This is a genomic window from Streptomyces sp. NPDC048352 (assembly GCF_040651895.1).
Lineage (GTDB): Bacteria > Actinomycetota > Actinomycetes > Streptomycetales > Streptomycetaceae > Streptomyces.
This window is the reverse complement of the sequence record NZ_JBEZKZ010000062.1, coordinates 1-19,158: the sequence shown is the minus strand read 5'-3', so window position 1 is coordinate 19,158 and position 19,158 is coordinate 1. Positions and strand designations below refer to the sequence as shown.

Here is a 19,158-nt window from a genome sequence, read left to right as displayed (position 1 = left end):
CGCAAGGACGGATGCGTCGGTGGGAAGGGGCGTACCGGCCGGAAAAAAGATCCGGCGGCCTGTCACATCCGTGCGGGGCGGCGGGTCAAGGAGGTGTCGAACGCAAGAGACCCCGCCCCGAGGAGCCCGAGATGTCCACCACCGCCACCGTCGTCACCCTGGTCGCCGCCTTCATGGCCGGCTTCTCGGGCGCGTCGATCTTCGCCGGCGCCAAGTTCACGGTCGAGCCGCTCGCCCAGTACGGCGTCCCGCGCGGCTGGTGGAACCTGCTCGCCACCGCCAAGATCGCGGGCGCCCTCGGCCTCCTCGTCGGGTTCTTCGTCCCGGCGATCGGGATCGCCGCCGCCGTCGGGCTGGTGCTGTACTTCATCGGCGCCGTGATCACGGTCCTGAGGGCCCGCGCCTTCGGCCACGCGGTCTTCCCGTTGGTCTACGCCGCCCCCGCCGCGGCCGTCCTCGCCCTGGTCTGAGACCCGGGCGGGCAGCCCCCGCCGCACGGTCCCGGCGCGGCCGGCCGGCGGGGGCGGCGGGGGGAGGGAAATACTTCGGCCGGAGGTGAATCCTTTCCGGAGCGTGCCGCCTCTTGTCCGTGTACCGGTCGAACGGGCCGGGAGGGAACCGGAGGAAGGAACACCCATGATGGTCATCAGCCTCGCAGTGATCGGAGTGCTGCTCGTGGGCGCGTGCAGCTGGCACCTGGTGCGGCGTTACAAGAACCGATGAACCGCCGCTTCCACTGGCCGGACGACCGGCTGATCAAGGCCGCTCAGGACGGCGACGTCACCTCGCTCACCACCGTCGTCATGGAATCGCAGCCCCACGTGCGCAAGTTCGCCCTGTCCCTGTGCGCCTCGCCGCAGGACGCGGAGGACGCGGCGCAGGAGGCGCTGATCATCCTCTACCGGAAGATCGGCACCTTGCGCGCCACCGGCGCGCTCGCCTCGTGGATGTTCCGGATCGTGCGCAACGAATGCCTGCGGCAGGTACGCGTGCTCGCCTCGCGCAGCGAGGGGGCGGCGCCCGCGCCCGAGGCGGCCGCGGAGCCGTCCGCCGAGGACGCGGTGCTGCACCGGCTGGAGGTGGAGAGGGTCGCGGCCGCGGTCAGCGCCCTTCCCCGCGACCAGCGGCAGGTCCTGATCATGCGGGACATACAGGGGCTGCCCGGCAGGACCGTCGCCCACGCCCTCGGCCTGAGCAGCGCGGCGATGAAGTCGCGGCTGCACCGGGCGCGGGCGACGCTGCGCCACTCACTGGAAGGGACCGGCCGGCTCGTGGAAGGAGACCCGACATCGTGAACACCGGGAAGAGCGGGGATTTCGCCAGCAAGTCCGTCCCGCGCCACCTGGCGCGAGGCGCCATCGGCTTCGGGCTGCTCATCGGCTCGATCGCCCTGGTGCCGGTCGCCGGGCCGGCGACCCTGCTGGCGGCGCCGTTGGCACTGATCGCCTTCCGCGGCTGCCCCACCTGCTGGATGGCCGGCCTGGCGCAGACCATCTCACGGGGCCGTCTGGAGCGCCGGTGCACGGACGGGGTCTGCACCCTGACCGCGGCTCACCCCGCCGCGGAGGCGGCGGGGGTCAGCGGGGGACCGTCCACGGGCCGGGACCGGTGAGGAGGGCCGCCAGGTCGCCACGGTCGCCGCGGTCGTCCCGGTCGTCGCCGGTGCCTGCGCGGTTCAAGCGGCGCCTGTGCTGTCGTCGATCCGGAAGGTGATGACGTCGACTTCGTCGGACCCCGTCAGATCCGGGTAGTGGCCCCGGAGGGCTTCCCGGAGTTCGGTGGCGGTCGTCAGCCCCTCGGCTTGGGCGTCCTGGTCGGTGAGGTCGCTGACCAGGCAGTGCCTGATGCCGGTCACCTCTGCCGGCAGGACGACTTCGGGGTCGCTTTCGAACACCAGCCGCGCCGGCCCGGGCCGGGCCGGGTCCCGGAAGCGGGTGGTCTTGGTCTTGGCGCCGGAGCGGACGTCCTGGAGGTAGCGGGGGTTGAACCGGATGATCGGGGGACCGGCCGTCTCGGGGTCCTGGTAGAGCGACGGGTCGAGACCGTTCATGCCGGCCTCCGGGGTCCATCGCTGGGCCAGCGGCATCAGGTCGGCGGCGAGCACGGACCTGAGCCCCGCGGGCGTGGGCACGATGACGCGCATGGTGGGGTAGTGGTCCACGAAGACCTGCCGATCGCGCCCGCACGGCCCGACGACCCCCCGCCCGTGGTTTCCCACGGCGACGATGCAGCGCATCTGGCGGGCGCCCTGGGCTCGTGCGGCTCCCAGAGCCACGAGTTCGGCGCAGGGTCCGCCGGTGAAGTGGTAGAGGTTCACGCCGGCGAACATCCGGTAGTCGGCGGCCATGACCGCAGCCCCCACCGTGTGGATCCCGTCTTCGTCGGGCCCGGCGTCCGTATGCGCGTCTATGGTCCGGCGCGCCAGCTCCACGAGTTCGCGCTCGTCATCATCGAGAGCTCGCACAGATGACGGTACGTACACGGTCTCAGCCTTCCCCTCCATCAGCAGTCGCCAAGATCATTCCATGCCGTGCCGGTGGGCTCCACGGGATTTCGGCTCGCCGTGTCAGGCGGCGTTGCGCTCGTCCCGGCGCAGCTCCGGCTCGTGCTTGTAGCCGAGGATCAGCACGTCCCGGACCGCCGCCTTGCCCGGGTCGACGGGGTGGATCGGGCGGACCGCGTGCAGGATCCGGCCGTCCGCCCAGAACATGGTGTCCATCTGCTCCGTCAGGCAGAACTCGGCGACCAGCTCCTTCTCCAGGCTGTAGACCTGGGACTCCCCGCCGGCGGCGTTGAAGCGGCCCATCAGGTGGATCGCACCGAAGTCGACCTCGTCGCGGTGCGGGCCCTCGGGAGTGGGCTCTCCCGTCTCGTCGGGGGTGCTGATGATCCGGAACTGGTGGCACTGGACGTCCCAGGGGTCGTCGAGCCAGGACTCCTCGGGTACGGGGAACTTCTCGAAATCGGAGCGCAGGAGCCGGGTCAGGAGCGGGTTGGCCAGGGTGGCGCGGCTCAGCGGGGCCACGTCGCGGTCGATGCCGCCGGCGTAGTCGTTGGCGTTCGCCGACTGGAAGTAGGGGCGGTGCGGGCGCAGCCGGACCTCACCGGTGCGGGGCACGAAGAAGAAGCGGTCGTAGCGGCGCTCGCGGAAACGGGAGCCGCCCTTCAGGTACCGGTCCGTCTCCAGGTTCTCCCATTCGGCGGCCAATTCCTTGACGTACTGCCCTGATTCGGCGTCGATGACGAGCCGGTCGGCCGGCAGCAGCGAATATCCCCTGGCTCGCAGTTCTTCTCGTGCTTCGGTCTGCATTGTTGGCTCCTCCACACCGGATCTCACGCACTCCTGCTCCGCACCGAGGCTCCCACAGCGCTGCTGACGCTGAACTGACAGACCCGCCGGGTCAGAGGGGCGTCAGCAGGTCGTCACGAGCAGCGTGCTTCACTCGACCGGTATGACAGAACAATTAATGGCCTCGCCCCGGGCGGAACGACGGACGGTCCTGGAAGAAATCGTCGTGGCGGAATTCAAGACGGCGCTGCTCATGCCCGAGGACGAGGAGCTGCCGCTGGAGGACAGCTTCTTCGAGCTGGGCATGACGTCCTTGCTGCTCACCATGGTCAAGCAGCGGCTCGAGGAGCGGCTGGGGCGGGGCATCAGCAGTACGGCCCTGTTCAACCAGCCCACCGTCGAGCGGCTGACCGAGCATCTGGCCTCGGACGTCCTGGCCGACATCTTCGACGCGAAGTGAGAGGGGCGGCCGCCATGCCCGGAACGCCGGAGGAACGGAATGCACAGGAGAGGCTCGAAGCCGCGGAGGAAACGGTCCGCAGGCAGGAAAGGGAGCTCGGACAGTTCCTTTCCGAGAAGCACGAGCCGATCGCCGTCGTCGGTATCGGAATGCGCCTGCCCGGCGGCAACGATTCCCTTTCCGACCTGGATTCCTTTCTGCGGGAGGGGCGATCCGGTATCGGCCCGCTGCCGCGTGAGCGCTGGGTTCCGGAGGTGGCCGACGGGTCCGTCACCGCCGTCGCGGGCGGTTTTCTCGACCGTATCGACGAGTTCGACGCGCAGTTCTTCAACATTCCGCCCAAGGACGCTCCCTTCATCGATCCCGCGCAGCGGCTGCTGATGGAGACCGTGTGGGAGGCCCTGGAGGACGCCGGCATCGACCCGGTGGGCCTGCGGCACGGTGACGGCGGCGTCTACGTGGGCGCCTCGCCGCTGGACTTCGCCCTGGAGCTGGAGGGCCTGGCGGACGAGCAGCTCGACGGGAGCCTGACGACCGGGCTCGGCGCCTACTCCCTTTCGGGGCGGCTCTCGTACTTCCTCGGCTGGCGCGGCCCGAGCCTGACGACGGACACCGCGTGCGCGGCCTCGCTGACCGCCCTGCACCTGGCGGTCGGGGGGCTGCGGCGCCGCGAGTGCGGCATCGCGCTGTGCGCCGGGGTGAACACGCTGCACAACCCGCGTTCCTACGTGATCCTCTCGCACGCCCAGATGCTCGCCCCGGACGGGCACTGCAAGACCTTCGACGAGAGCGCGGACGGCTACGCGCGCGCCGAGGGCTGCGGGGCGCTGGTGCTCAAGCGGCTCTCCGACGCGCTGGCGGACGGGGACCGGGTGCTGGCGCTCGTCCGCGGGACCGCGATCGGGCAGGACGGCGAGAGCGCGGGACTGAGCGCGCCCAACGGCACGGCGCAGGAGGCCGTGATGCGGGCGGCGCTGGCCAACGCGCGGCTGGAGCCGGGCGACATCCAGTACGTGGAGGCGCACGGGACGGGGACCCCGCTGGGCGACCCGATCGAGATGGGGTCCGTCAACGGGGTGTTCGGGGCCTCGCACGACAAGGAGGACCCGCTGGTCATCGGCTCGCTGAAGGCCAACCTCGGGCACATGGAGCCGGCGGCCGGGCTGGGTGCGGTGATCAAGGTGATCGCGCAGATGCGCGCGGGCGCCTTCTTCCCGCACGTGTGGCGGAACCTGTCGGGGCGGATCCCGTGGGAGAACTACCCGATCACGGTGGCGGCCGAGGAGCGGCCGTGGAAGGCGCCGGTGCGCCGGGCCACCGTCAACGGCTTCGGCGTGGCCGGGGCCATCGCGGTCGCGGTGCTGGAGGAGCCCCCCGGGCCGGAGGCGGCGGCGACGGAGCACGAGGAGGCGTACGGGGACCGGGGCGAGGGGCGCGGGCACGTGTTCACGCTGTCGGCCAAGTCGCGGCCGGCGCTGCGCCTCCAGGCCGAGCGGTACGCCCGTTTCCTCGCCGAGCACCCGGACACCGGCCTCGCCGACCTGTGCCGGACCCGGGCCACGGGCCGCTCCCACTTCCGCCACCGGGCGGCGGCCGCCGTGGCGTCCACCGGCGAGCTGGCCGCGCACCTGGAGCGGTGGAGCGCGCCGGCCCGGGGCGGCGAGAAGCCCGACGCGTTCCGCAAGACGGCCTTCCTGTTCACCGGTTCCGGTTCGCAGTACGTGGGCATGGGCCGGGCCCTGTACGGCCGCTTCCCCGTGTTCACCCGGTACGTCGACGAGTGCGACGCCCTCTTCGCCCCGCTGCTGGGGCGTTCGGTGGCGGCGGTGATGTTCGGTGACGCGCCGGACGCCGAGGAGACCCTGGCCCGCACGTCCTTCACGCACGCGGCCCTGTTCACGCTGGAGTACGCCCTGGCACGGCTGTGGCTGTCGTGGGGGGTGCGGCCGAGCGTGCTCATCGGGCACAGCGTCGGCGAGATCGTCGCGGCGACGGTGGCCGGGCTGTTCACCCTCGCCGACGGCGTCGCCTTCCTCGCCGCACGCTCCCGGCTGATCGAGTCGGTGGGCACGCCCGGCTCGATGGCGGCGGTGTCGGCGCCCGTGGAGGAGGTCCGGCCGCTGCTGGAGCGGTGGCCGGAGCTGGCCGTCGCGGCGGTCAACGCCCCGCAGCAGTGCGTGGTCTCCGGCGGGACCGGGGCGCTGGCGCAGGCGGTGGAGGCGCTGCGCGCGGCGGGGTGGACGGTGACGGAGCTGCACGTGACGGCGGCGTTCCACTCGCCGCTGATGGCCGGGGTGTCGGAGCCGCTGGCCGAGGTGCTGCGGGGGATCGCCTTCCACGAGCCGCAGCTGCCGGTCGTGTCGAACCTGACCGGGCGGATCGCCGCGCCGGGCGAGATGGCGACGCCGGAGTACTGGGTGCGCCACGTCAACGAGACGGTGGAGTTCGCGGCCGGGGTGCGCACCATCGCGGAGCGCGGGCGGCACGTGTTCCTGGAGGTGGGGCCGTCCTCGGCGCTGATCTCGCTGGCCCGGCGCGGCGTACCGCAGGAGCAGCACCGCTGGCTGAGCAGCCTGCGTGCGAAGGACACCACGGGCGCGGCGCTGGACGCCGCGCTGGCGGGTGCGTACGCGGCGGGGCTGTCCGTCGACTGGGGCGCGGTGTACGCGGACGGGCCGGGGCGGCGGATCGCGCTGCCGGGCTACGCCTTCGACCGGCGCGCCTACCGGCTGCCGGCCCGGCCGGCCGGGCGGGGGGCGGCCGGCGACGGGCATCCGCTGCTGGGCCGGGAGACGTCGCAGGGCGGGCCGCAGCGGGAGTTCCGGGCGCGGATCAGCGCCGCGCAGCCGGCGTACCTCGCGGACCACACCATCGGCGGCCGGGCCTTCCTGCCCGCTTCGGCCTACCTGGAACTGCTGCTGGCGGTGCAGGACGAGGTCCACGGCGACACCGGCCGGGCGGTGGAGGACGTCCGCTTCCACGAGGCGCTGTTCCTGTCGGACCGCCCGGCGCTGCTGCTGACCCGGGTGCGGACCGCGCCGGACGGCCGGCTGGCGGTGGAGGTCTCCAGCCGGGCCGCCGACGAGCCGGAGGGTGCCGAACGGCTGCACGCCACGGCCTCCGTCGCGGCGGAGCCCGACTACGCGGGCAGCGGTCTGGCGGGCCCCGGCCGGACCCTCCTCGCGCTGACCGGGGCGCTGGACGGCGAGGAGCCCTCGCGGGTGCTGGACGCCGGGGAGGTGAAGGCCGCCTACGCCGGGGCCGGGCTGGAGTACGGGCCGCAGTTCCTGCGGGCCCGCTCGGTGACGGCGTACGGGCCGGACTTCGCGGTGACGGAGCTGTTCGGCGGGGACGTCTCGCGGGCCGAGCTGCTGCCGCCGCCGCTGCTGGACGGGGCGACGCACGCGCTGGCGGCGCTCGCCGACGACGGGCGGCGGTACGTGGCCACGAGCGTGGGCCGGCTGCGCGCCTTCAAGAAGCCGCGCGGTGCGGTGCTGCGCTCCGCGGTCCGCGTGACGCGCGCCGAGGACCCGGAGGCGGTGGATCCGGCGTTCACCCTGGACGTGCTGCTGCTGGAAGAGGACGGCCGGCCGGTGGCGGAGCTGTCCGGGATGGGCTTCACCCGGCTGCCGGACCGTCCGGTGGAGGCGGCCGCCGCGGAGCGGGCGGCGCGGCACGCGGCGTCCGCCGCGCCGGTGGACGTGGAGACGCTGGCGGCGGCCCCGGCTGCGGAGCGGCAGGAGGCGCTGGTCTCGCTGGTGCGGGCGACGGTCGCGGCGCTGCTGGCGGTCGACGACCCGGAGTACGTCGACACCCGGGCGGGCTTCCTGGAACTCGGGGTGGACTCGCTGACGGCGATCGTGCTGAAGACGCAGCTCCAGACGCGGCTGGGCGTCCCGCTGGTCTCGTCGGCGGTGTTCGACCACCCGTCGGTGGAGGAGCTGGCCGAGATGCTGTCGCGCCTGCTGGCCCGGGAGGCGGTGGCGGCGACACCGGCCCCCTGAGCAATGCCGGGCCCTACCGCCCGGCCAACCACGCCGGCCGTCCGGGCGGGCCCCACCACCCGGCGGCCGGCGGGAGTCCGCGCCCGGCAACACGGCGTGGCCGTCCCGGCGGGCACTCCCGCCCGGCCGGTCCGCCGGGCGACCGCGCCGGGCCACACCGCCCGGCCGGCACGCCGGACGACCCCACCGGACCACACCGCCCGGCCGGCCCGGCGGCCCCCGGCGGGCAACGCACGACCCCGAGCACACGAGCGACGACACGAGGGAAACCCATGGACAACCGTACGGAGGACCGGACCCTCGCCGCCCGCGCGGCGCTGCACGCCCGGACCCGGCCCGACCAGCCCGCGGTGATCTGCGAGGACCGCGCCCTGACCTACGCCGAACTGCACCGCGAGAGCAACCGGACCGCGCACGCGCTGCTGGCCGCGGGCCTGGCGGCCGGGGCGCGGGTGGGCTACCTGGGCCGGGAGTCCGAGCGCTACTACGACCTGGCGCTGGGCTGCGCGAAGGCGGGCGCGGTGCTGGTGCCGGTGAACTCGCGGCTCACGGTCGGCGAGGTCGAGCACATCCTGCGCGACTCGCAGGCCGAACTGCTCTTCGTGGAGCGGGAGTTCAGACCGCTGGTGGACAAGCTGCGGGCGGTGCTGCCGCAGCTGGCGCAGGTCGTCGAGACGGACTCCGACCGGCACGTGGCGGGTGGCTTCCTCGACTGGAAGGCCGGGCTGCCGGACACCGAACCGCCGACGGCCGGCGCGGCCGGCTTCGACGACGCGGTGGCGCAGCTGTACACGAGCGGGACGACCGGGCTGCCCAAGGGGGTGGTGCTGGCGCAGCGGACCTTCTTCACCTTCATCGCCGACACCCGCGCGGCCGGGGTGGACTGGATCGACTGGCGGCCCGAGGACCGGGGGCTGAGCTGCTTCCCGGGGCTGCACACCGCCGGCTTCGGCTGGTTCATGCACTCCTTCAACGCCGGCGCCACCACGGTGGTCATGCGCCAGTTCCTCCCCGACGAGGCGACCCGGCTGATCGAGCGGCACGCGGTCACCACCCTGTGGGCGGCGCCCGCGATGCTGCGGATGATGCTGGCCGAGCGGGGCACCACGCGCGAGACCTTCGCGACGCTGCGCAAGGTGGTCTACAGCGGTTCTCCGATCGACCGCGAGCTGCTGCTGACCTGCATCGACGTACTCGGCTGCGAGCTGGCGCAGGGCTACTCCTCGGCGGAGGCGGGCAGTTTCCTGACCGTTCTGGCGCCGCAGGACCACACCGCGGACAGCCGGGTGCTCGCCTCGGCGGGCCGGGCCGTGCCCGGCGTCGGGCTGCGGATCCTGGACGGGGAGGGTCGCGAGCTGCCCGCCGGCGAGGTGGGGCGGGTGGTGGTCAGGAGCCCGGCGCGGTTCCTGGAGTACTGGCGGCTGCCGGAGGTGACCGCCGGGGCGCTGTCCGGGGAGTCCGGCGAGTGGCTGTCGATGGGCGACATGGGCCACCTCGACGCGGACGGCTACCTGTTCCTCGCCGACCGGGTCAACGACACCATCATCGTCGCGGGCCAGAACATCTACCCCACGGAGGTCGAGAACGCCCTGCGAGCCCACCCCGCGGTCGCGGAGGTCTCCGTGTACGGGGTCCCGCACCCCGACTGGGGTGAGGCCGTACGGGCCGCGGTGGTGCTGCGCGAGGGTGCCGGGGCGACCCCGCGGGAGTTCCTGCGGTTCCTGAACGGCCGGATCGCCGGGTTCAAGATCCCCACCGGCTACGACATCGTCGGGGCGCTGCCGCGCAATCCCACCGGGAAGGTGCTGCGGCGGGTGCTGCGCGAGCGGTTCACCGGGGCCCCCGCGCCCGCGCATTCTCCCGCGCGCGCCGGCTGACCGCCGTGGACGCCGTACGGGGTCCCGGGCCGGCGGGCCCGCTGCCCGAGGTGCAGGGCGCGTCGCGGTGGCTGCATCCGGCCGACGCCGAACCGGACGCGCGGTCGCGGTTGTTCCTGCTGCACCACAGCGGGGGCGGCGCGTCGATGTACCGCGCGTGGCCGGGGCAGCTGCCCGGGTCGGTCGCCTGCCAGGCGGTGCAGCTGCCCGGGCGCCAGGAGCGGCGGCGCGAGGCCCCGTACACGCGGCTCGGTCCGCTGTCGCAGGCCCTCGCCCGGGTGGTGTCGGACGAGCTGGACGAGCGCCCCTACGCGGTGTTCGGGCACTCGATGGGGGCGCTGCTGGGCTACCGGCTGACGGTGGAGATGGAGCGGCGGGGCCTGCCCGCGCCGGCGCTCCTCGCCGTGTCGGGGTGGGCCCCGCAGGGTTTCTCGGCCCCGGCGGCACTGTCCGCGGACCCGCTGGAGGCGCTGCGGCTGCTGGGCGGGCTGCCGGAGGCGGTGGCCGGGGACGCGGAGCTGCTGGCGGCGGCGGTGCGCGCGATGGGCGCGGACGGCGCGGTGTGCGCGGACTTCTCGGACGACGGGGCGGCCGTGGGCTGTCCCGTCGTCGCCTACTCCGGGCGCGGGGACCCCCTCCTCGCGCCCGGCGCCATGCGGTCGTGGGCCGGGCGGACTCCGGAGTTCCTGGGGTGCCGGACCTTCCCCGGGGACCACTTCTACCTGAGCGCCCACGCCCGCGCCATCACGGCCGACCTGGCCCAGCTGCTGCCGCGGTACGCCGCGGGGTGCTGAGCGGGCGGCGCTCCCGGAGAACCGGAGGTATCCCGTCATGCTGCCCCGACCCAACGAACTCCTCGCGCGCTACGTCGCGTTGTGGAACGAGAAGGACGCACGGCGCAGGCGCGACCTGGTGCACGGCCTGTACGCGCCGGACTGCGTCTACGTGTTCTACCGCAAGGATCCGATCCGGGGGCACGCCGCGCTCCTGGACCAACTGGCCTACACGCACGAGGTGTACGGCCCGATGGGGTACGAGTTCCGCTCCTCGAACAACGCGACCGGCCACCACGACGTCGTCCGGTTCAACTGGGTGATGGTCTCGGCGGCCACGGGCGAGATGGAGATGTCCGGCCAGGACATCGTCGTCCTCGCCGAGGACGGTCGAATTCAAGCCGACTACCAGTTCCACGACAGGATGCCCTCGTCGTTCGTCTACAACGACGGGTACGAGCAGCACGGCGTGGCGGTACGGCACGCCCGGCCGACCCGTACCGGTGCCGGCGGCCCCTGACGTGCGGCGGACGCGGACGCGCCCCGGCCCCGCGGCACACCGGTGCCGCGGGGCCGGGCGCGTCGCGCACGGGCCGTCAGAGGGTGGCGGCCGCCATGGCGTTCGGCACGTGCTGGCGCAGGACCAGCTCCGTGGTGGCCAGGGCCATGCGGGCGGGGCCGTCCGCACCGAGCACCTCGCCGTTGGCCAGCGTTCCGCCGACGATGAGCATCAGCGTGTCGGCGAGGGCGTCGGGGTCCTCCGCGCCGGCCTGGGCGCCCCGGTCGCGGAACCAGTTGCGCAGGCCCTTGAGGTGCAGCTTCGCCTCCTGGCGGCCGGGGTGGCCGGGCTCGCGGAACTCGCTGGAGGTGTTGTAGTAGATGCAGCCGTGGAAGTCGGGTTCGCGGACGCTGGCGTGGAAGAACTCCATCAGCGCGAGGATCTGCCGGGCCGGGTCCCCGGGGTAGGGCGCGGTGACCTCTTCGGCCCGCTCCCACCACTGGGCGTCGCTCTCGCGCAGCCAGGCCGCGATCAGCTCGTCCTTGCTGGCGAACTCGCGGTAGAGCAGGCTCTTGCCCACTCCGGTCGCGTCGATCACCTGCTGCATGCCGACGGCCCGGACCCCCTGCTCACCGAAGAGTTTGGCCGAGGCCTCCAGAATCCGCCGCCTCGTGCCTGGTGCCGGTGTGCGCGCCATGTCTGAACTCCTTCCCCTCTCCCCCGCGGTTCCCAGCATACGTTTGACACAGGGGTTTGTGAGCGCTAGAAATGGACCGATCAGTCCCGGACTGATCGGTCCGTCATTCTTTCCGTAGAGCCCACCGCTGCCACTGCTTCCGACGACACTCCGATCGGAGTCTGATCATGACCGAGGCATCCCCGACCTCCCCTCCTCTCGCACGGGTGGTACCGCCCGCCCCCGCGGTCAAGAGCCTTCCCCTGCTGCTCCTGGTCGTGTGCGCGGTGCAGTTCCTCGACGCGATGGACATCGCGAGCATGGGACCGGCCCTCCCCCTGGTCCAGGCGGACCTGGGCATGTCGACCTCCGCACTCCAGTGGGTCGTCTCGGCGTACGCACTGGGCTTCGGCGGGTTCCTGCTGCTGGGCGGCCGGCTGGCCGACCTGTACAACCGCAAGAAGCTGCTGATCGGCTGGCTGGCGGTCTTCGTGGTGGCCAGCGTGCTCGGCGGCATCGCCGATGACGGCGTGGTCCTGGTCGTCGCCCGACTGCTCAAGGGCGTCAGCGCCGGCATCACCGCACCGGCCGCCATGGCGATCCTGCTCGACGCCTTCCGTGACGAGCAGTCACGCAACCGCGCCCTGGGCACGTTCCTCGCCGTGGCGTCGGCCGGTTACTCGCTCGGCCTGATCCTGGGCGGCCTGATGGCGGGCGTCTCCTGGCGGCTCGTCCTGTTCGCGCCGGCCGTGGCCGGCGTCCTGGTCGCACTGCTCGCCGCCTCGGTGGTTCCCTCGCAGCAGGAGAAGGGCAGGAGCGGCAGCCTCGACATCCTCGGCGCGGTCACGGTGACGGCGGGCGCGGTGGCCCTCGTGTACGGACTCAGCCGGGCCGCCAGTGACGGCTGGGGCGACGCGCAGACCATCGGCTCGCTCATCGCCGCCGCCGTCCTCTTCCCGCTGTTCGCCGTCGTCGAGAGCCGCCACCCGGCCCCGCTGGTGCCCCTGTCGGTCTTCCGCAAGGGCCAGCTGACCCGGTCGCTGATCGCCATGCTCTTCTTCGGCGCCTACGTCTCCTTCCAGTTCGTGCTGACCCTCTACTACCAGGAGCAGCTGGGCTGGTCCCCGCTGGAGGCCGGCCTCGCCTTCCTCCTCGGCGGCGTGCTGACCGCGGGCACCGCCCGCTACGGCGCCGCGCTGGTCACCAGGTACGGCGCGTGGCCGGTCGCGACCGGCGGCCTGGTCCTGCTGAGCATCGGCTACCTCGGCTGGGTCCTGCTGATGGGCCAGGTCGACCCGCTGGTCACCCTGTTCGCGCAGCAGCTCCTCGGCGGCCTCGGCTTCGCCGCGGTCTACCCGGCGCTGAACATCGCCGCCGTCGGCACGGCCTCGCCGGACGAGCAGGGCCTGGTCTCGGGCCTGTTCAACGCCGGCGCGCAGATCGGCAACGGCGTGGTCATCGCCATCACCGCCACGGTCTTCTCGCTCAGCTCCGGCGGGATCGCCCCGTACCGGGCCGGCCTGTGGACCGTCACCGCCATCACCCTGGGCGTCACCCTCGTGGCCCTGGCGGGCGCCGCCCGCTACCGCCAGAAGGCCGCCGCCTGACCGGAGGGCGGCGCCGCCGCGGCGGCGCCGTCCTCCCCCCGATCGGCCGTGCAGCACGTCTGGCGCACCCATTGGATCCCCCGCATCCGGCGCCGGACGTGCTGCACGGCCTTGTCGCGTTCGCCCGGCGGTACGGCACTCCGGTGAAGGCGGGGCTTCATTGACACGCTCCCACCCGACCAAGTACGGTCGGGACCGATCGGTCCACTAAAGTTCCAGAGCATGTCCAGCACACTGCTGACATTCCTTCAGGGCCGAATCGCACGCCGGCGCCAGTGCACACGACACCGTTCTCTTTCCATCTCGCGGGGAGATGTTTGTGTTGCTGTTCTCAGTCCTAGGCTCCATGGAAATAATGAAACAGAGAGTCGCCGTGAGGCTCGGCGGCGCCATGCAGCAGACGCTCCTGGCGACCCTGCTCGCGGCCGGCGGATCCCTCGTCACCGTCGACTCCCTCATCCTCGAACTGTGGGGGACCACACCCCCCAACAAGGTCGAGAACGCCCTCCAGGCGCAGGTCAGCAGGGTCCGCCGGACCCTGGCCGCGGTGGAGCCCGAGCGGGAGGGCTCCCGGGTGGTGACGAGCACCTCCGGCTACCAGTTCCTCTTCGACCGGTGGGAACTCGACGCCTACCTGTTCCTCGACACCGTGGACGCGATCCACGCGCGCTCGGGAACGGACACCCTCTCCGGCCACCGCCAGAACATCGCGGACCTTCGCGAGGGGTTGTCCCGCTGGCGGGGCCCGGTATTCGGCGGACTGGCCGGCGGGCCGATCTGCCAGACCGCCTCCACCCGCTATCTCGAGGCCCGCAATTCCGCGCTCATCCTGCTCTACGATCTGGAACTGCGCACCGGCGGCCACGAGCGGATCCTCCCGGAGCTGACCGAGCTGTACTCGCGCAACCCGAACCACGAGCAGTTCTGCATGCTGCTCATGCGCGCCCTGTACCGCTGCGGCCGGCAGCTCGACGCCCTGACGGTCTACCGCCAGTGCCGGCACAACATGATCGAGTCCCAGGGCATCGAGCCCTCCCCCGTCCTGAGCCAGTACGAGCGGGCGATCCTCACCCACGACCCGATGCTGCTCCAGGACGAGCCCTACTGGCCGGTGCCGGCCCTCGTCGCGGGCTAGCCGGGAGCCGGCGGATGGGCGAGAGCCTGCTGCTGGTGGCGCACGGCAGCCGTGACCCCCGGCACGCGCGGACGGTGGCCGCCCTCACCCGGCGGATCCGGTCGGCGCGGCCCGGACTCCCCGTCGCCACCGCCTTCCTGGACTTCGACCCGCCGTCCGTCCCGGACGGGCTGGAGCGGCTGGCCCGTCACGGCGCCCGGCGGGTGGTGGTCCAGCCGCTGCTGCTGACCCGCGCCTTCCACGCGTCGGTCGACCTGCCCGGCGCACTGCGCCGGGCGCCGGCGTCCCTCGCCGTACGGCAGGCCCGCGTCCTGGGCCCGGACCCGCTGCTGACCGCCGCGCTGGAGCGCCGGTTGCACGAGGCCGGCCTCGGCCCCGGGGAGCGTACGGCGACCGCCGTGGTGCTCGCGGCCGCGGGGACCGCCGATCCGGAGGCGGCCGCCGCGCTCGCCGGGACCGCCCGCCGGTGGCAGCGCACCGGATGGCGGGCCGTACGGCCCGCCTTCGCCTCCGGCGGGACCTTCCCCCGTACCGAGGACGTGGTGCGGATGCTGCGCGCCGAGGGCGCGGAGCGGATCGCGGTGGCCCCGTACGTCCTGGCGCCGGGGCGGCTCCCGGACCGCATCGCGGCGGGCGCGGCGGCGGCGGGGGCGGACCACCTGGGCGCCGTGCTCGGCGCCGCCCCCGAACTCGTACGGCTCGTCCTGCGCCGGTACGACGAGGCGCGGGCGGGGGCCCTGGCCCTGACGGGCTGACGCGGGTACGGGATCACGGGCGCAGACCGCGGCGGCGCAGCATCCGGCGCTCCGCCGGGGCGAAGACCAGCAGTTCGACGGCGATGCCGACCAGCAGGATCAGGACGATGGCCAGGAAGATGCGGGCCATGTCGGAGGTCTCGCGCCCCGATTCCAGCAACTGGCCGAGGCCGAGGCCCAGGTCGGGGGAGCTGGCGATGATCTCGGCGGCCATCAGGGAGCGCCAGGAGAACGCCCAGCCCTGCTTGAGGCCGGCCAGGTAGCCGGGCAGCGCGGCCGGCATGACGACGTGCCGGGCGCCGCGCAGGCCGGTGGCGCCCAGGGAGCGGCCGGCCCGCAGGAACAGCGGCGGCACCTGGTCGATGCCGGAGACGAGGCCGTTGGCGATGGAGGGGGTGGCACCGAGCAGGACGACGGCGTACATCATCGAGTTGTCCAGGCCCAGCCAGAGCACCGCCGGGGGCACCCAGGCCACCGACGGCAGGGACTGCAGGCCGGACAGGAGGGGGCCGACGGCGGCGCGTACGCACGCGACCCGGGACACGAGCAGGCCGAGCGGGGTGCCGACGGCCAGGGCGAGCAGGAAGCCCGACAGGCCGCGCCAGACGCTGGTCCAGACGACGTCGAGGAGGGTGCCCCGCAGCCACAGGTCGGCCAGGCTGTCCCACACCGCGGAGGGCGGCGGCAGCACGTGGTCGTCGGTGATGCGGGCCAGAACGAGCACCTGCCACACCGTCAGCACCAGCACAACGGCGGTGGCGGGGGGCAGGGCCTTGGCGAGGAGCACCCGGCGCAGCGGGGTGCGGGCTCCCTGGCGGGTTTCCAGGGCGTCCAGCCCGGCCAGCTCGTTGGCGGCGGTCCGGGGCCTGAGGTCAGTGCCGGCCATGGCGGCGGATCTCCCCTCGCAGGTGTTCGGTGATCTCCAGGGACAGGTCCGCGACCGCCGCGTCCTCGATGCGGCGCGGCTGGGCGAGGTCCACGGTCCACTCGCGGGCGACCCGGCCGGGGCGGGAGGAGAGGAGGACGACGCGCTGGGCGAGGCGGACGGCCTCGCGGACGTTGTGGGTGACGAAGAGGACGGATATCCCCGTCTCCTGCCAGATGCGGGTGAGTTCGCCGTGCAGGACGTCGCGGGTGATGGCGTCGAGGGCCGCGAACGGCTCGTCCATCAGCAGCAGCCGACTGTCCTGGGCGAGGGCGCGGGCCAGCGCCACGCGCTGGCGCATGCCGCCGGACAGTTCGTGGACGCGCTTGCCGTGGGCGCCGCCGAGGCGGACCAGCTCCAGCAGCCGTTCGGCCTCCGTCGTGCGGTCGGCCTTGGCCACCCCGCGCAGCCGCAGGGCGAGTTCGATGTTCTTGCCCGCGGTCAGCCACGGGAACAGGGCGTGCTCCTGGAACATCAGGGCCGGGCGGCCCTCGGCGGTGATGGTCCCGGCGGTGGGGGCGTCGAGGCCGGCCACCAGGTTGAGCAGGGTGGACTTGCCGCAGCCGGAAGCGCCGAGGAGGGTGACGAACTCGCCGGGAGCGACGTCCAGGCTGATGTCGTCCAGGACCACCTGGGGGCCGGCGGGGCCGGGGTAGGACTTCGAGACGTGCTCGATGCGGACGGCCTGCCGGTCTGTCGTGGTGCTGTTCTCCGCGTTGATGAGGGCGGTCGCCATCGCGGATCACCTCCCTCGGGCGTCGGTGCCCAGGCCCGCGGCGTCGACGGTGGGCTTGCGCAGGGAACCGAGGACCTCGTTGAGCGGCCCGAGGTCGTAGATGCCGTTCAGGTCGGGCTCCTCCAGGAGGCCGGCCGCGACCGCGTGGTCGGACTGGGTCTTCAGGGTGGCGGCGAGCGGGTCGTCGGTGACGAGGATCCCCGGCCAGGCCCCGTTGAGGACGGCGGGCTCCAGTTCCCTGCCGCTGAGGGTCTTCAGGGCGGCGTTGGCGGAGGACTTGGCCTGGTCCTGGTGGGCGTTGATCCACTCGTTGGTCTTCACGGTGCCGCGGAGCACGGCCTCCACGACGTCCCGGTGGGCCCGGAGGAACTTCTGCGAGACGACGACGTTCGTGATGACGAACGTGCCGCCGGGCCACAGGTCCCGTTCGTCCAGCAGGACGGTGCCGCCCTGGGCGACCAGTTTGGACGCGGTCGGCTCCGGCACCCAGGCGCCGTCGACGGAGCCGGAGCGGTAGGCGTCGGGGGTGATGGTGTTGGTGGTGCGGACGACGGAGACGTCCCCCTTGCCGCTGGCGGCGTCGACCTTCCAGCCGCGTGCGGAGATCCAGTCGAGGAAGGCCACGTCCTGGGTGTTGCCGAGCTGCGGGGTGGCGATCCTCTTGCCCTTGAGGTCGTCCAGGGTCTTGATCTTGTCCGGGTTCACCACGAGCCTGACGCCGCCGGAGGCCGCGCCGGAGACGATCCGCAGGTTCCGGCCCTTGGACTTCACGTAGCCGTTGACGGCGGGCGAGGGCCCGATGAAGCCGATGTCGACGGAGCCCGCGTTCAGGGCCTCGATCTCGGCCGGGCCGGCGTTGAAGGTGGTGGTCTTGAGGACGGTCCCGCCCAGCTCCCGCTGGATCAGGCCCTCCCGTACGCCGACCAGGGCGGTGGCGTGGGTCAGGTTGGGGAAGTAGCCGAGGGTCACGGAGCCGGCGGAGAGCTTCTCGCCCGCCGCGCCGACCGGGGCGGCGTCGGGGACCTCGGCGGCCCGGGACCCGTAGCCGCAGGAGGTGAGGGCGGCGACGAGGAGCAGGCCGAGGGCCGTGGTGAGGCGGGGGCGGCGCGGTGGGCGCATCGTCAGGGGGTCCGTTCGTTCTCGGTGAAGGCCTCGCCCGCCATGCCCGCGGTCAGGGTGGTGCCGTCGGAGGGGTCGATGAGGAGGAAGGACCCGGTGCGGCGCGAGTCGGCGTACGCGTCGAGCGCGAGCGGCTCCCCGGTGCGCACGACGACGCGGCCGATGTCGTTGGCCGCCAGCCGGCCGGGGTCGGGGTGCTGGGACAGGTCGTCCAGGGCCAGCCGGGAGGGGATGTCCCGGACGATCGCCTTGACCGTGCGGGTGGTGTGCTTGAGCAGGACGCGCTGACCGACCGTGAGGGGCCGGTCGGCGACGTGGCAGACGGTGGCCGTGACGTCCTGGGTGGTGGGCGGGGCGGCCCCGGCGGGGGCGATGAGGTCGCCGCGGGAGACGTCGACGTCGTCCGCCAGGCGGAGCGTGACCGACTGGGGGGCGCGGGCCGCCGCCACGGGGACGCCGAGGGCGTCGATGCCTTCGATGACCGAGGTGCGTCCGGACGGCAGGACGGTGACGGCTTCGCCGACGCGCAGGACGCCGGAGGCGATCTGGCCGGCGTAGCCGCGGTAGTCGGGGTGCTCGGCGCTCTGCGGGCGGATCACGTACTGGACGGGGAAGCGGGCGGGGGCGGCGGTCGGCCCGTCGCCGACGGGGACGGTCTCCAGGTGCTCCAGGACGGTGGGGCCGCCGTACCAGTCCATGTGCGCGGAGGGCTCGACCACGTTGTCGCCGGCCAGGGCGGAGAGGGGGATGGCGGCGCTGTTCCGGAGGCCGAGGTCCGCGGCGTAGGCGGTGAACTCGGCGGTGATGGCGGCGAAGACGGCTTCGTCGTAGCCGACGAGGTCCATCTTGTTGACGGCGAGGACGACGTGGGGGACGCGCAGGAGGGCGGCGACGGCGGCGTGGCGGCGGGTCTGCTCGATGACGCCGTTGCGGGCGTCGACGAGGACCACGGCCAGGTCGGCGGTGGAGGCGCCGGTGACCATGTTGCGGGTGTACTGCACGTGCCCGGGGGTGTCCGCGAGGATGAACCGGCGCCGCGCGGTCGCGAAGTAGCGGTAGGCGACGTCGATGGTGATGCCCTGCTCGCGCTCGGCGCGCAGGCCGTCGGTGAGCAGCGCGAGGTCCGGGGCCTCCTGGCCGCGGTCGGCGGAGACCCGCTCCACGGCCTCCATCTGGTCGGTCAGGACCGACTTGGAGTCGTGCAGCAAGCGGCCCACCAGGGTGGACTTGCCGTCGTCCACGGAACCCGCGGTGGCGAAGCGCAGCAGCGTGGTGGTGCTGAGCTGCTCGGTGGTGGTCGTCA

The 19,158-nt window shown here is 73.3% G+C and carries 18 protein-coding genes; 11 read left to right on the top strand and 7 right to left on the bottom strand.

Annotation, left to right across the window (positions count from 1 at the left end; genetic code table 11):
• Positions 1-131 precede the first annotated feature (131 nt).
• From AB0D45_RS26165 to AB0D45_RS26155, 3 genes are all read left to right on the top strand, one after another.
• On the top strand, positions 132-470 hold the full coding sequence (locus AB0D45_RS26165) for a DoxX family protein (protein WP_362463260.1): 339 nt from the start codon (positions 132-134) through the stop codon (positions 468-470).
• A 249-nt stretch (positions 471-719) separates the two neighbouring features.
• Complete coding sequence (locus AB0D45_RS26160; RefSeq protein ID WP_361604403.1) at positions 720-1,295, top strand: RNA polymerase sigma factor; 576 nt, start codon at positions 720-722, stop codon at positions 1,293-1,295.
• Positions 1,292-1,612, top strand: coding sequence for a hypothetical protein (locus AB0D45_RS26155; protein WP_362463257.1), 321 nt, complete (start codon positions 1,292-1,294; stop codon positions 1,610-1,612). Before AB0D45_RS26160 ends, AB0D45_RS26155 begins: the two co-directional genes overlap by 4 nt.
• Before the next feature lie 63 nt (positions 1,613-1,675).
• Here AB0D45_RS26155 and AB0D45_RS26150 read toward each other — a convergent pair whose 3' ends face one another.
• Complete coding sequence (locus AB0D45_RS26150) at positions 1,676-2,464, bottom strand: ASCH domain-containing protein (RefSeq protein WP_362463254.1); 789 nt, start codon at positions 2,462-2,464, stop codon at positions 1,676-1,678.
• A 102-nt stretch (positions 2,465-2,566) separates the two neighbouring features.
• Complete coding sequence (locus AB0D45_RS26145; protein ID WP_362463251.1) at positions 2,567-3,310, bottom strand: 2OG-Fe dioxygenase family protein; 744 nt, start codon at positions 3,308-3,310, stop codon at positions 2,567-2,569.
• Between the two features lie 142 nt (positions 3,311-3,452).
• On the opposite strand from AB0D45_RS26145, the gene AB0D45_RS26140 reads away from it, so the two are divergent.
• The 5 genes from AB0D45_RS26140 to AB0D45_RS26120 all read left to right on the top strand — a co-directional run bounded on the left by AB0D45_RS26140 (position 3,453) and on the right by AB0D45_RS26120 (position 10,923).
• Positions 3,453-3,749: an acyl carrier protein gene (locus AB0D45_RS26140; RefSeq protein ID WP_361604391.1), complete on the top strand. Its 297-nt coding sequence runs from the start codon at positions 3,453-3,455 to the stop codon at positions 3,747-3,749.
• A gap of 14 nt (positions 3,750-3,763) precedes the next feature.
• Positions 3,764-7,753, top strand: a complete 3,990-nt coding sequence (locus tag AB0D45_RS26135; RefSeq protein WP_362463248.1) for a beta-ketoacyl synthase N-terminal-like domain-containing protein — start codon at positions 3,764-3,766, stop codon at positions 7,751-7,753.
• Between the two features lie 272 nt (positions 7,754-8,025).
• Positions 8,026-9,630, top strand: coding sequence for a long-chain-fatty-acid--CoA ligase (locus AB0D45_RS26130; protein WP_362463245.1), 1,605 nt, complete (start codon positions 8,026-8,028; stop codon positions 9,628-9,630).
• 5 nt (positions 9,631-9,635) lie between these two features.
• Positions 9,636-10,424 (top strand): alpha/beta fold hydrolase, encoded by a 789-nt coding sequence (locus AB0D45_RS26125; RefSeq protein WP_361604382.1) that lies wholly within the window; start codon positions 9,636-9,638, stop codon positions 10,422-10,424.
• 37 nt (positions 10,425-10,461) lie between these two features.
• Positions 10,462-10,923 (top strand): nuclear transport factor 2 family protein, encoded by a 462-nt coding sequence (locus tag AB0D45_RS26120; protein ID WP_361604379.1) that lies wholly within the window; start codon positions 10,462-10,464, stop codon positions 10,921-10,923.
• A gap of 76 nt (positions 10,924-10,999) precedes the next feature.
• On the opposite strand, the gene AB0D45_RS26115 is transcribed toward AB0D45_RS26120, so the two are convergent.
• Complete coding sequence (locus AB0D45_RS26115; RefSeq protein ID WP_362463241.1) at positions 11,000-11,599, bottom strand: TetR/AcrR family transcriptional regulator; 600 nt, start codon at positions 11,597-11,599, stop codon at positions 11,000-11,002.
• Positions 11,600-11,766: 167 nt separating this feature from the next.
• On the opposite strand from AB0D45_RS26115, the gene AB0D45_RS26110 reads away from it, so the two are divergent.
• From AB0D45_RS26110 to AB0D45_RS26100, 3 genes are all read left to right on the top strand, one after another.
• On the top strand, positions 11,767-13,185 hold the full coding sequence (locus tag AB0D45_RS26110; RefSeq protein WP_362463238.1) for an MFS transporter: 1,419 nt from the start codon (positions 11,767-11,769) through the stop codon (positions 13,183-13,185).
• Between the two features lie 355 nt (positions 13,186-13,540).
• Entirely contained in the window at positions 13,541-14,320 is a 780-nt protein-coding gene (locus tag AB0D45_RS26105) for an AfsR/SARP family transcriptional regulator (protein ID WP_361610681.1), read from the top strand.
• A gap of 14 nt (positions 14,321-14,334) precedes the next feature.
• Positions 14,335-15,075 (top strand): sirohydrochlorin chelatase, encoded by a 741-nt coding sequence (locus tag AB0D45_RS26100; protein WP_362463235.1) that lies wholly within the window; start codon positions 14,335-14,337, stop codon positions 15,073-15,075.
• A gap of 13 nt (positions 15,076-15,088) precedes the next feature.
• Here the strand turns inward: AB0D45_RS26100 and AB0D45_RS26095 are convergent, their stop codons facing one another.
• From AB0D45_RS26095 to AB0D45_RS26080, 4 genes are all read right to left on the bottom strand, one after another.
• Positions 15,089-15,961: an ABC transporter permease gene (locus AB0D45_RS26095; RefSeq protein WP_362463233.1), complete on the bottom strand. Its 873-nt coding sequence runs from the start codon at positions 15,959-15,961 to the stop codon at positions 15,089-15,091.
• Positions 15,948-16,736 (bottom strand): ABC transporter ATP-binding protein, encoded by a 789-nt coding sequence (locus AB0D45_RS26090; RefSeq protein WP_362463230.1) that lies wholly within the window; start codon positions 16,734-16,736, stop codon positions 15,948-15,950. Before AB0D45_RS26090 ends, AB0D45_RS26095 begins: the two co-directional genes overlap by 14 nt.
• Before the next feature lie 6 nt (positions 16,737-16,742).
• The gene (locus tag AB0D45_RS26085) at positions 16,743-17,855 is read right to left on the bottom strand and encodes an ABC transporter substrate-binding protein (RefSeq protein WP_362463227.1); all 1,113 of its coding nucleotides are present in this window, start codon (positions 17,853-17,855) and stop codon (positions 16,743-16,745) included.
• Positions 17,856-17,857: 2 nt separating this feature from the next.
• The coding region (locus tag AB0D45_RS26080; RefSeq protein WP_362463224.1) for a GTP-binding protein at positions 17,858-19,158 on the bottom strand (1,301 nt) is incomplete at its 5' end.

Bases quoted from the DNA above. Each gene is read 5' to 3' on its own strand.
- AB0D45_RS26140 (WP_361604391.1), top strand. From the start codon at position 3,453: ATGACAGAACAATTAATGGCCTCGCCCCGGGCGGAACGACGGACGGTC.
- AB0D45_RS26100 (WP_362463235.1), top strand. From the start codon at position 14,335: ATGGGCGAGAGCCTGCTGCTGGTGGCGCACGGCAGCCGTGACCCCCGG.
- AB0D45_RS26120 (WP_361604379.1), top strand. From the start codon at position 10,462: ATGCTGCCCCGACCCAACGAACTCCTCGCGCGCTACGTCGCGTTGTGG.
- AB0D45_RS26165 (WP_362463260.1), top strand. From the start codon at position 132: ATGTCCACCACCGCCACCGTCGTCACCCTGGTCGCCGCCTTCATGGCC.
- AB0D45_RS26160 (WP_361604403.1), top strand. From the start codon at position 720: ATGAACCGCCGCTTCCACTGGCCGGACGACCGGCTGATCAAGGCCGCT.
- AB0D45_RS26145 (WP_362463251.1), bottom strand. From the start codon at position 3,310: ATGCAGACCGAAGCACGAGAAGAACTGCGAGCCAGGGGATATTCGCTG.
- AB0D45_RS26085 (WP_362463227.1), bottom strand. From the start codon at position 17,855: ATGCGCCCACCGCGCCGCCCCCGCCTCACCACGGCCCTCGGCCTGCTC.
- AB0D45_RS26110 (WP_362463238.1), top strand. From the start codon at position 11,767: ATGACCGAGGCATCCCCGACCTCCCCTCCTCTCGCACGGGTGGTACCG.
- AB0D45_RS26135 (WP_362463248.1), top strand. From the start codon at position 3,764: ATGCCCGGAACGCCGGAGGAACGGAATGCACAGGAGAGGCTCGAAGCC.
- AB0D45_RS26090 (WP_362463230.1), bottom strand. From the start codon at position 16,736: ATGGCGACCGCCCTCATCAACGCGGAGAACAGCACCACGACAGACCGG.
- AB0D45_RS26105 (WP_361610681.1), top strand. From the start codon at position 13,541: ATGAAACAGAGAGTCGCCGTGAGGCTCGGCGGCGCCATGCAGCAGACG.
- AB0D45_RS26130 (WP_362463245.1), top strand. From the start codon at position 8,026: ATGGACAACCGTACGGAGGACCGGACCCTCGCCGCCCGCGCGGCGCTG.
- AB0D45_RS26115 (WP_362463241.1), bottom strand. From the start codon at position 11,599: ATGGCGCGCACACCGGCACCAGGCACGAGGCGGCGGATTCTGGAGGCC.
- AB0D45_RS26095 (WP_362463233.1), bottom strand. From the start codon at position 15,961: ATGGCCGGCACTGACCTCAGGCCCCGGACCGCCGCCAACGAGCTGGCC.